Origin of the sequence: Pediococcus ethanolidurans, assembly GCF_001437405.1 — a bacterium.
In the GTDB taxonomy this organism is placed as follows: domain Bacteria; phylum Bacillota; class Bacilli; order Lactobacillales; family Lactobacillaceae; genus Pediococcus; species Pediococcus ethanolidurans.
In genome coordinates this window covers 38,435-49,916 of record NZ_JQBY01000016.1, presented here as the reverse complement: position 1 = coordinate 49,916, position 11,482 = coordinate 38,435, and the positions used below count along the sequence as shown (strand labels likewise).

The 11,482-nt window shown below is 36.2% G+C and carries 8 protein-coding genes and 1 pseudogene; 3 read left to right on the top strand and 6 right to left on the bottom strand.

Annotated features, from left to right (window positions below; translation table 11 throughout):
* The first annotated feature begins 440 nt into the window (after positions 1 to 440).
* The 3 genes from celB to IV87_RS07630 all read left to right on the top strand — a co-directional run bounded on the left by celB (position 441) and on the right by IV87_RS07630 (position 4,363).
* Entirely contained in the window at positions 441 to 1,793 is a 1,353-nt protein-coding gene (gene celB, locus IV87_RS07640) for a PTS cellobiose transporter subunit IIC (RefSeq protein ID WP_057807040.1), read from the top strand.
* A 197-nt stretch (positions 1,794 to 1,990) separates the two neighbouring features.
* Positions 1,991 to 2,791, top strand: a complete 801-nt coding sequence (locus IV87_RS07635) for an HAD family hydrolase (RefSeq protein ID WP_057807038.1) — start codon at positions 1,991 to 1,993, stop codon at positions 2,789 to 2,791.
* A 165-nt stretch (positions 2,792 to 2,956) separates the two neighbouring features.
* Positions 2,957 to 4,363 carry a C69 family dipeptidase gene (locus IV87_RS07630; protein ID WP_057807036.1) on the top strand — a complete coding sequence of 469 codons (1,407 nt, stop codon included), beginning with the start codon at positions 2,957 to 2,959 and terminating at the stop codon, positions 4,361 to 4,363.
* A 337-nt stretch (positions 4,364 to 4,700) separates the two neighbouring features.
* On the opposite strand, the gene IV87_RS07625 is transcribed toward IV87_RS07630, so the two are convergent.
* From IV87_RS07625 to lacG (IV87_RS07600), 6 genes and pseudogenes are all read right to left on the bottom strand, one after another.
* Positions 4,701 to 5,165 carry a universal stress protein gene (locus tag IV87_RS07625; RefSeq protein WP_057807033.1) on the bottom strand — a complete coding sequence of 155 codons (465 nt, stop codon included), beginning with the start codon at positions 5,163 to 5,165 and terminating at the stop codon, positions 4,701 to 4,703.
* Positions 5,166 to 5,338: 173 nt separating this feature from the next.
* Positions 5,339 to 6,760 (bottom strand): annotated as a pseudogene (lacG, locus tag IV87_RS07620) (6-phospho-beta-galactosidase).
* Between the two features lie 26 nt (positions 6,761 to 6,786).
* Positions 6,787 to 7,140, bottom strand: a complete 354-nt coding sequence (locus IV87_RS07615; RefSeq protein WP_057807031.1) for a PTS lactose/cellobiose transporter subunit IIA — start codon at positions 7,138 to 7,140, stop codon at positions 6,787 to 6,789.
* Between the two features lie 33 nt (positions 7,141 to 7,173).
* Positions 7,174 to 8,034 (bottom strand): PRD domain-containing protein, encoded by an 861-nt coding sequence (locus IV87_RS07610; protein ID WP_057807029.1) that lies wholly within the window; start codon positions 8,032 to 8,034, stop codon positions 7,174 to 7,176.
* Between the two features lie 30 nt (positions 8,035 to 8,064).
* A complete protein-coding gene (locus IV87_RS07605; RefSeq protein ID WP_057807027.1) occupies positions 8,065 to 9,822 on the bottom strand; it encodes a PTS lactose transporter subunit IIBC in 1,758 nt (585 codons plus the stop codon).
* A gap of 235 nt (positions 9,823 to 10,057) precedes the next feature.
* On the bottom strand, positions 10,058 to 11,470 hold the full coding sequence (gene lacG, locus IV87_RS07600; RefSeq protein ID WP_057807024.1) for a 6-phospho-beta-galactosidase: 1,413 nt from the start codon (positions 11,468 to 11,470) through the stop codon (positions 10,058 to 10,060).
* Positions 11,471 to 11,482: the final 12 nt, after the last annotated feature.

Here is an 11,482-nt window from a genome sequence, read left to right as displayed (position 1 = left end):
TACTTCGGACATTATCATTTGTGAATGACATTATTTAACAAATGTTTTCAGAAAGTTCTTGCAAAAGAAATACAAATACCTTAAACTGATCAGTATAAGTAAGCGCTCACCGTTTCCGATTTAGAGGTGATTTTAATGAAAACATAATTTAGAATCTTCATTCATGCTTGCTAGAGCAATTCTTAAATAAATTAAATTTTTTTCATTTGCTATTATTATATTTAATAAAAGTTACATTGTTTACTTTTATATTTATTTTTTTCACGTAATTTTTATTAACATTTGTTTTTTGATCTGGACCAATTTTTATTTAAGAGTAATAAAGCATGATTTGAATTTATTGATAACAACTACAAAAGTAATGAACACACATTTTGTGAAATGAATTTATTGCATGTTTGTTTATTCATTACTTCTCAAATCTTATTGGAGGTAGAAATATGGCTGATCAACCTGAAACATTCAAAGATAAATTTGGTAACGCAGTTGGTAAATTTTCTGGATCACGTTTTGTTCGTGCTATTATGGCTGCTGGCTACAGTGTTATTACATTCTCTATTATTGGTGCTATTTTTCTAATTTTAACCGTTTTGCCGCAAGCCTTTCCTATTCCAGGTTTTGCAACCTGGTACGCAGGCACAATTGGTAGATTTACTAACATGTTTCAAGTGATTTATAACTCTACAATGGGTATTTTGGCACTGGTTTTCTCAGGAACCTTCACTTACACCTACACCCAAATTTATCATGAAGAAGAAAATATTGACGTTGTTCCAGTAGATGGTCTGATGATGTTTTTAATGGCTATGTTCATCACAGTACCACAATTAGTTTGGAAAAACGGCAGTGTTCAATTTGTTCAATCATTAAATAAACTAAATATTATCGGTGGTGGCTATGCGGTTTCCACAAGTGGTATCACTCGAATTGCCTCAGTCGGAATTTTTACTGGCTTAGTTGTTGGTTGGTTAACGGTTCAGATTTATCGTTTTACCATAAAACACAACTGGCGAATTAAAATGCCAGATTCAGTACCTGCTGGTGTTGCCAATTCTTTCAGTGCATTAATTCCAGGATTTTGCGTGGCTTTTGTCGTAGGTGCCATCAACTTAGCATTGGTCATCGCTGGTACCGATATTTTCAAAGTACTTTACATTCCATTTTCATTTATCAGTAATATCGCCGATACTTGGTGGGGCTTCTTAGTCATCATCTTCTTGATTCACCTACTCTGGTGGTTCGGAATTCATGGTGCCACAATTATGAGTTCATTCTATACACCTATTGTTTTGGCCAATATGGCTGCTAATGTTAACGGTGCTAACCATTTCTTTGCTGGTGATCCAATGAACGCCTTTGTTATCATTGGTGGTTCTGGTGCCACTTTAGGTATGGCTATTTGGTTAAGTTTTAGAGCCAAATCAGCACAACTTAGCAGTATTGGTAAAGTTGAAATTGTGCCAGCTATTTTTAACATTAACGAACCTATTTTATTCGGACTACCAATCGTCTACAACGTTCAACTGGCCATCCCATTTATCTGTGCACCGTTAGTATCTGGAATTGTTGGTTATATAGCTGTAACAACAGGATTGGTTCACAAAATCATCCTTCAGCAACCATGGCCTACTCCAGTTGGACTAAGTGGCTTTCTCGCTACTGCTAGTTGGGAAGGTGCTGTCCTATCCATTTTCTGTGCCTTCGTTGCTTTCCTTGTTTGGTACCCATTCATTCGTCATTATGATCGTACTATTCTTAAGAAGGAACAGGCTGCAGCTGCTGCAGAGAAATAAAAAAATATATAGTTAATTCAATTTTAACAAAACGACTCTAAACCAATGTATCTAGTTTAGAATCGTTTTTTATATGTTTTTTGAAAACTTGATTTTTATTTGGAAAATACCCCAACTACGAATGTTTTCATGCTACACTTTATTTATGAAAGCGTCACCTTTACTATAATAAATACTGATGAAAGCGTGAATTTTATATGATTCAACATATTTTTCTAGATATGGACAACACTCTACTAAGCCCGGATGGTTCCATTAGTCCTAAAAACATTTCCGTTATTCAAAATAGTTCGATTCCAGTTTCACTTGTTTCAGCACGTGCCCCATTTGAAATGCAATTTGCAATTGACGAACTTAACCTTCAAACAACACAGGTCGCATTTAATGGTGGTTTAATTTATAAACCACAAACAAATGGTTATCAACAACTCTACTCACAGGCAATTGATCCACAAACAGTCAAAAAAATAATGACGATTGTTCATCAAAATTTTCCTAAAGTCTCATTAAACTGGTATTCTGATCACACTTGGTATACAGATAAAAATTGCCAAGAAACTGACGCTGAAACTGCCATTACTCATGAAAAACCCGTTATTCAAAAGACATCAGCTAATCTAACTCAAACAATATATAAATTTATGGTAATGAGTTTTGATCCGATCTTGTTCGACCGTCTCCAGAATTATCTCAAGCAGTTAGACTTACCGGATCTTAATGTGATGACCTCAGGAGATGCTTATATCGAAATCACCCCTATTAGTGCCACCAAAGCCAATGCAGTGGCGCACATTCAAAAAGAAGAACACTTGAAAATAGATCAATTGGCTGCTTTTGGCGATGGCGAAAACGACATTCCAATGTTTAAACACGTCGGTCTCCCGATTGCAGTGGCGAATGCCAGTCAAGAGGTTAAACAGTACGCCAAATTTGTCTCAACCAGTAATCGTGAAGATGGGGTTGCCAATGGCATTGAACGTCATATTTTAAAAAAATAGATTTTTATAATATCAATACCCAAAGCACTTGTAACCGACCCAATCTGTCGATAACAAGTGCTTTTTGTTCAATTCCAATTCTCAAATGGTTTGAAATTCGCAATTCGCATTTTTCCTCCAAGTAATCTACAATTAAGTAAATACTTAAAGTGAGATGATATTTTTATGACAAAACGTATCAAAGGCTCTTGTACGACTATTTTAGTCGGTAAAAAAGCTTCCATTGATGGTTCCACAATGATCGCCCGTAACGAGGACGGTGCAGGTCCACTCAATCCCCAAAAATTTGTTGTTGTAAAACCTGAAGATCAACCTAAACACTATCAGGCTGTTTTAAGTCCCGTTAAAATTGATCTTCCCGACAATCCATTGCGCTATACGTCAACGCCTGATGCTACTGATGGTCATGGCACATGGGCTGGTGCTGGTATTAATAGTGATAACGTTGCAATGACAGCTACTGAAACGATTACTTCCAATTCACGTATCTTGGGTGTTGATCCTCTTGTTGAAGACGGAATTGGTGAAGAGGATATCACTACCATTACTCTTCCTTATATCCATTCTGCCCGTGAAGGTGTTCAACGTCTTGGTGCACTTTTGGAAAAGTACGGAACTTATGAAATGAATGCCATGGCTTTTTCTGATCATGATGAAGTATGGTATTTTGAATCAATTGGTGGTCACCATTGGGCTGCTATTCGTATTCCCGATGATGCTTATGTAATCGCGCCTAACCGCTTTAACATTGATCAATATGACTTTGATTCTGAGGATACTTTGTTTGCTAGTGATCTACCTGAATTAATTGAAAAAAACCATTTAAATCCAGATCGGGATCAAGTAAACTTACGTCACATTTTTGGCAGCGCCACGATCAAAGACACCCGTTATAACAATCCGCGTGCTTGGTATGGTCAAAAATATTTTAATCCTGAATTTAAGAATTCACCAATTGATCAGGATTTACCTTTCATTTGCCGAACTTCTAAGAAAATCAGTGTGGAAGATATGAAGTTTGTTTTGAGTTCTCATTATCAAAACACACCTTATGATCCATATGGAACGGGCACTGAAGATGAAAAGAAACAATTTCGACCAATCGGTATTAACCGAAATCAAGAATTGCATATTTTACAAATTCGCTCAAATGTTCCTGATGAGATTGCCGGTGTTCACTGGTTAGCCTTTGGTCCTAATACGTTCAACGCTGTAATTCCATTTTATGCAAATGTGAATGATACTCCAGAAGCATACAAAAAGACAACGGGCGAGTGTGATCCAACAAGTATGTACTGGCTCACTAATGTTTTAGCTTTAATGGGTGACCATAATTTTGGTTTGTATGAGGATCAGGAAAACCTGTTTGAAGAAAATACGGTTGCTGATTGTCGTCATTTGCAGATGCAAGCGGACAAAGCTGCTGCACAACAGAAGGATGTTTCAAAGTATTTGGAATCTGTTAATGAACAGATGGCAGATGTTGCGATGAAATATGCCAATAAGTTACTAGGTCAAATGTTGGCATTGGGCGAACCACGGATGAAGTTGCAGTTTACGTTAAATGATTAGAGTGAGAAAAAGAGCGTTTAGCTTTTGAGTATTGTCTAGATAGGTCAATGATTCGCACTTGGAATCGTTGACCTATCGTAGCAAAACGGAGAAAGCTGCTCTTTTTTTCACGTTTCAGACCAAAAACAATCAACTAAAAAAGAGGATGGACAACAAGTTAGTTAAGCTTGTGCATCCTTTTTTTGATGTTGAGGGCTGTTTTTGTGGCCGAAACGTGTTGAAAAAGACAGTTTTTTCCGCTTAACCTAAATAATCCAACGATTCCAAAAACGAATCATTGGATTATTTTTGTTATTGCTCAAAAACTAACCATCTTTTTCAACACTCTAATCATCTACTAGCTTAGTAGGTTTGTTAGATCCGTTCTTACCAATAAAACATCGCACTTAGCTACTCGAACCACATAATCGGCCACTGAACCAATCATTGTTCGTTGTAAAGCTGACATCCCAGTTGCTCCCATCATGATTAAATCATCATCAAATTCCTTAGGAGCTACCTCCGCAATGATTTTAGCCGCGTTACCAGATTCAACTGAAATAGACACATCCTCAAAATTATATTTCTCTTTAATTGTCTCTTTCAGCATTTCTACATACTCTTTAGTCTTTCGATAAGTAATGTCTAAATAGTCTGTATTAGATCCCATGTGCCCATAAACGTCCAAGAAACGGCTTGTTTGGATGATAGAAATAATATCTAAATGTGCCGAATTTCGTTGGGCAGTGAACACGGCCTTTGTCACAGCAAGTTCAGCATTTTTCGATCCATCTACCGGAACCAGAATTCTTTTATATTGCATTGGGTTTACCTCTCACTTCAGTCTTCTAACTTGATTATAATCAATATTAGTCTGTAGCGCTACCATTTAGAAAAAATATTGACACATTTATAAAGTGAATCAAAAAAGCTCTAGTACTAAACATTTATGCAGACCAGCAGATGTTTATTCCAGAGCTTTCTTGTTAAAACATATTAATTTGGCATTGTATCAGCTAATTCTTTAAACCACCGGGCACTTTTTTTGATTTCTCGTGCTTGGGTTTCGAAGTTCACATAAAATAGTCCATAACGCTTGTTATAACCATTAGCCCAAGAGAATTGATCTTGTAATGACCAAACGAAGTATCCCTGAACATCAACATCTTCATTGCGCGCTTTAAGAAGTGCTTCAATGTGTTGATCAATAAAGTCAATTCGTGGTTCATCATCAATTACTTTTCCAATGCCCTTGTATTCATCCTTATAGCCAAGACCATTTTCAGTAATATAGATTGTTTTACAGTTTCTATAGGTTTCACTAACCCGTTTGAGCATATCATACAAGCCTTTAGGATAAATATTCCAATCCCAATCAGTTGTAGGAATTTCTGGATTCTTAACGTGTTGACAAACACCTTTAAACTTAAACGAACTGGTTCCTTTTTCACCTATTCCGTTAAACGTATTGGTGCTCTCGCCATTATATGCCGCAACAAACGATGGTTGATAATAATTCATTCCAAAATAGTCGTTGCGCGTTGACGCCTTTTTCAAGATAGCCATGTCACCCGGTTCAATGTTCAGTTGTGCATCGTTGGCCTTCAATACCTCATTGACCAACTTCATTGTTTCAGGTTGATATTCGCCTTTAAACGTCCCATCAAGTAAGAACGTATTCATGAACGCGTCTTCACATTGCGCTGCATGTGCATTTTCAGGTGTATTAGGATAGGGATAGACAGGTTGTAAGACATGAATTAAACCAATTCTGCCTGAATATCCTTTGTCCTTAAATAAATTAACAACCCGTGCGTGTGCCACTAATTCATTATGTTCAGCTTGAATGGCACTTGAAACATCAAAATGATGACTCGGAAGGAAATTGCCCTGAATATATTGAGAAAATGCCAATGAAATTAGTTCATTGATGGTGAACCAGTTTTCCACTTCAGAAAACTCTTTGAAACAGAAATCTGCATAATCAACAAAATAATCAATATTTTTGCGATTCAACCAATCGCCGTCATCGAACAACGTTTTGGGTGAATCAAAATGATGCAAAGAAACATATGGTGTTATCCCATTATCAATACAGCATTTAAATAAACGATGATAATAATCTACTCCAGCTTGATTGGGTTTTCCATAACCATTTGGGAAAATACGTGTCCATGAAATTGACAACCGAATCGCATTTAATCCATACATTTTGGAAAGCATAATATCTTCCGGATATAAATGGTAAAAATCACTGGCTGGATCAGGCGCAAAACGACCTTGCTTTTTTAAGTAATCGTCCTACATAGTTTTGCCTTTACCATCAACCTTAGTCGCACCTTCAACCTGATAAGCGGCTGTAGCTCCTCCCCACACGAAGTTTTTAGGTAACGACTTCACACGTTTTAAAAGTGTCATTTCTATATCGTTCTCCTTTTTTATCGCTATTTGGGTGCGTCAATTCCGAGTTGACTTTCAATTCTATGAATGCGCTCATATTCATCAATGAAAAAGGTGACTTCATCTTTAAGCATCATGGTGGTCATCAGCGTGTCTTGTCCGTGAACCATAATAAAGGTCACGTCCATATCACTGCCACCTGCTTCTTTACTTAATAATTTTGTCTGTTCATTATGGGCATCAACAATTGCTTGATTAGATTCTTTTACAAGCGAACGTGCATGTTCAAAATTTCCCTTACGAGCCTCTTGAAGTGCCTCAATTAAATCGGTTTTAGCATCACCGGCGTACGCAACAATGGCAAATCCTGTCATTGAAATTTCTTCTTTTGTAGCCATATCATAATCCTCCGTTCATCTAAAAAATTACTGCTAAGATGGTTTATTTTCATTTTCCTGAATTAACCTTTGAATGTGAATGATAAAGTAAACCCTTTCATTTTCATTCAAAGTAATATTCAGTTTTGATTCTAATTGTACACATATCTTTCCGGAGATTTCATATGATTTGGGATAAAGTTGATGAAAATCTCGTTCAATATTATTGTTCAAAGCATGATTATCTAACGCTTTGTTTTGTACTCGTTCAACTAAATATTGAAGATGAATCATTAAGCGATCAAAATAATTTTGGTTGTTCAAATTCCGTTTAATGTTATATTCTTTGAATACTGCATTCACAATTCTGTTTACCTTCATACTTAATGTATCCGTCGGTTCAGAGTCAGGATCATTTCCTTGAGCATTAATGAAATGCAATGCAATATTTTTTACTTCCGCATCTGGAAAATGAACATTTAGATTTTTATTGATTATTTCCAGAACATCTTTTGCAATTGCGTATTCGGTTGGATAACGTTCATGGATATCCGGAACCATGCTTGATCGATATTTTCCATTCATTAAATGCTTATACATTTGAAAAATATGATCTGTCAAGGTGACATAAATATAGTTCAAAACTGAATAATGATAATTCTTTTTAGCCATGTCAATAGCCGAAAAGGCAGTCACTACAATATCAATAGGAACATCTTTGAGCAATGTGGCAAAATGTTTTTTAATGCGCTCATCTTCCAAATATAAAATACTGCTTGTATTTGTCGACGAAATCGTATCACCTGGACGCTTTCGATATCCAATCCCTTTGCCAGAAACAATGGCCTGTTTTCCGGATCCTAAATTCACCAACACACTATTGTTGTTGTATACCGAACGAATCACCAGTTGCATTTTCCCACCTCCTGTCTGAACTATTTTCAATTACTTGGTAAAATCTGTTCCTTTCAAGTTTTCCAAAACAAAATTTAACGCTTTTTCTGGATCTCGGGTTAAGGCAATATATTGCTGTCCCTTTGTTGCCACTAATTTAATGCCCAGACGATCCGTATCACTCTTTAAATCATCATAATAAGTTCTTACTTGCGGTGCTAAAATAACCATATCATAGTTTGGTAAAATATCATGATGAGATCCATAGGCACCGGCACTGGCAACAATTGGTTCTTTATATTTCTTAGCAGCTGCAGTTAATGCATTAGCAAGTTGTTCACTAGTACCACCGCCTGCACATAAAACAAGTACTTTAACTTCACGAGCTAATCTTTGACTAACACTTGAATCATTAACAGTTGCAGATGTATCAGTTGTTTCAACAGTTTCATTTGTATTTTCAACTACAGGATTAGGTGTATCAGTAGTTGTCGTTACTGAAGCAGTAGCAACCGCACCGGCTGCTTCTTGAGCATCAACTTGAGCTTCTTTTTCAACTAAGGTGGCATCGTATGCGCGACAGAATGGTAAATAGATTAATGTATCAAGAACTAACAAGACAACCATCAAAAGTAAGGATATTGGCTGGAAGTTCGTATCCATAAACGCCCCAATCGGTCCAGGTAACGCCCACGAAAGGATATACATAAAGCCATTCATATGAAGCAAATCAATAAACAATTTACCAATCAGCACATTGATCATTGGTGTTAAAACAAATGGAATAAAGAAATAAGGATTCAAGATGATTGGTGCACCAAATAGTAAAGGTTCATTAACCGCAAACATAACTGGAATAACAGAAGCTTTCCCAATTGCTTTTAACTGCTTTGATCTCATTAAGAAAATGAAAATCAAAGGAACAACAAAGGTTGCACCAGTACCACCAAGCTCACCGACGAAATTTAAAAAGTTTTCAGTTAAAGCATGAACTGGAAAATGACCACCTTTGAACAAGGCCAAGTTAGCAGTTGTATTGCCATACAAAGCAGCTTCAAAAGCTGGTTTAACAACTGAAGGACCATGAATACCTAAGAACCAGAACATTGGAATTAAGAATTCGATCAGTGCTAATCCGGCATAACTATCAGCGCCTTTAAACAACGGTTGAATTAATGTAGCAATCAATGCTGAAAATGGTACATGTAAAGTTGCACGAACGATTACATCAACAATCGCACAAGCTAAAACGGGAAAGGCAAACGGAAAAATATCACGGAAGTTTTGTGAAATTGTTCCAGGAACTTCTTTTGGCATTTTGATTGTAATATCACGTTCTACAAAAAACTTATAAATATTAACTGTGGCAAACGCAGCAACAAACGCGGATAAAATACCTTCAGTACCAAAATATGTACCTAGATAAGCGCCACTTTTAGTGGTTCCAATTGCGAGTAACATAAATCCACACATTGCAGCCATCATTGTGGAAGTGCTGTTAATAAATTTTCCACCTTTGATTCTGTGATTCATTGAACCAGTCAAGGCCTTTGCAGTTGTCCCAGAAACGTACAAACCGACAAAACCCATGGTGTAACTATAAATCTTATTGAACCAATTAATTAAATCTGTCGGAACATTCATTCCAATCAAAGTTGGAATATTTGCTAAAAGAATAAAGACACTTGAAAAAAGAATAATTGGCATTGCTGCCAGAAAACCATCTTTAATTGCCATCAAGTAAATATTCTTTGAAATTTTTTCAAAAAATGCTTGATGCTTTTCAAGTCTACTAATGATGAAATTCATAATATAACTTCCTTCCTATATGTAAATAATAAATTAATAAAAAATTGCAAAAGAAAAACCACGAACCATGATAGAGTAAAACTCTAATCAAAGATTCGTGGTTACGCCTAATCGAATAGTTACGATCCACTTCTAATGCCTAATATTCTTTTAACAAATTCATATTAGCACGATAAGCAGTTTTTGTAAACGCTTTATTTTTAAATTACAAGTTACATCAAATACTCAAAAAACATTATTTCATCGTGTCAGCTAATGCCTTAAACCATTCTGCACTCTTTTTAATATAACGTTTTTGAGTATCGAAATCGACATAGAATAATCCATAACGCTTGTTATAGCCATTAGCCCACGAGAACTGATCTTGCAGCGACCAAACAAAGTAGCCTTGAACATTGACACCTTCACTGCGTGCTTTTAATAAAGCTGCCACATGTTGATCAATATAATCAATGCGCGGTTCATCGTCAATCACTTGATCTTCAGACACAAATTTATCTTTATATCCCAATCCATTTTCAGTAATATAAATGGTTTTAGAATTAGGATACTCTTTTGAAACTCGTTTCAAGATATCGTATAGGCCTTCCGGATAAATATTCCAATCCCAGTCAGTTGTCGGCACACCTGGTTTTTGCACAATCTGTCCTACACCATGGAAACTAAACGAAGAAGACCCCTTATCACCAGTACCGTTAAACTTATTGCCACTTGGCCCATCATAGGCTTGTATAAACTGTGATTGATAATAATTCATCCCAAAATAATCATTTTGAGTTGCAGCTTGTTTCAAAATAGCCCTGTCGCCATCTTGAATCTCTAATTTAGCATCGTTTTTATCTAGAATTTCATTAATCAGACTCATTGTTTCATCTGAATATTTACCTAAGAATGTCCCATCTAACAAGAAACGATTAATAAATGCATCGTATAGAGCAGCAGCATGCTTATTTTCAGGAGTTTCCGTAATTGGATAAATTGGCTGAAGCACATGAATTAAACCAATTCGTCCGTCTAAATGCAGTGACTTGTACAAGTTAACTGCTCTAGCATGTGCCAGCAATTCATTATGCTGTGCTTGAATAGCACTCGTCACATCAAAATGATGATTTGGTGGAAAGTTTCCGGCAATATATTGTGACAACGAAAGTGAAATTAATTCGTTGATCGTAAACCAATTTTTAACTTCAGTAAATTCCTTAAAACAAAATTCGGCATAATCAACAAAATAATCAATGTTTTTACGGTTTAACCAATCTCCTTGGTCGAACAATGTTTTCGGCGAATCAAAATGATGGAGAGAAACATACGGTGTCACGCCATTTTCAATACAAGTTTTAAATAAATCATGGTAATACTTTACGCCAGCCTGATTGGGTTCACCATAACCATTAGGAAAAATTCGCGTCCAAGCAATTGAAACTCGAATTGCATTTAATCCATACTTATGAGACAGTTTCACATCTTCCGGATACCGATGATAAAAGTCACTGGCAGGATCTGGTGAAAAACGACCTTGGGTCTTCAAATAATCATCCCACATGGTTTTACCTTTTCCGTCGACTTTTGTGGCACCTTCAACTTGATAGGCAGCTGTCGCACCACCCCAAACAAAATTCTTTGGTAATGCTTTTACTCGATTTAACATGTTTACCTCCTA

Coding starts and splice junctions, on each gene's coding strand:
- celB (WP_057807040.1), top strand. CDS start 441: ATGGCTGATCAACCTGAAACATTCAAAGATAAATTTGGTAACGCAGTT.
- IV87_RS07615 (WP_057807031.1), bottom strand. CDS start 7,140: ATGGCTACAAAAGAAGAAATTTCAATGACAGGATTTGCCATTGTTGCG.
- IV87_RS07635 (WP_057807038.1), top strand. CDS start 1,991: ATGATTCAACATATTTTTCTAGATATGGACAACACTCTACTAAGCCCG.
- lacG (WP_057807024.1), bottom strand. CDS start 11,470: ATGTTAAATCGAGTAAAAGCATTACCAAAGAATTTTGTTTGGGGTGGT.
- IV87_RS07605 (WP_057807027.1), bottom strand. CDS start 9,822: ATGAATTTCATCATTAGTAGACTTGAAAAGCATCAAGCATTTTTTGAA.
- IV87_RS07610 (WP_057807029.1), bottom strand. CDS start 8,034: ATGCAACTGGTGATTCGTTCGGTATACAACAACAATAGTGTGTTGGTG.
- IV87_RS07625 (WP_057807033.1), bottom strand. CDS start 5,165: ATGCAATATAAAAGAATTCTGGTTCCGGTAGATGGATCGAAAAATGCT.
- IV87_RS07630 (WP_057807036.1), top strand. CDS start 2,957: ATGACAAAACGTATCAAAGGCTCTTGTACGACTATTTTAGTCGGTAAA.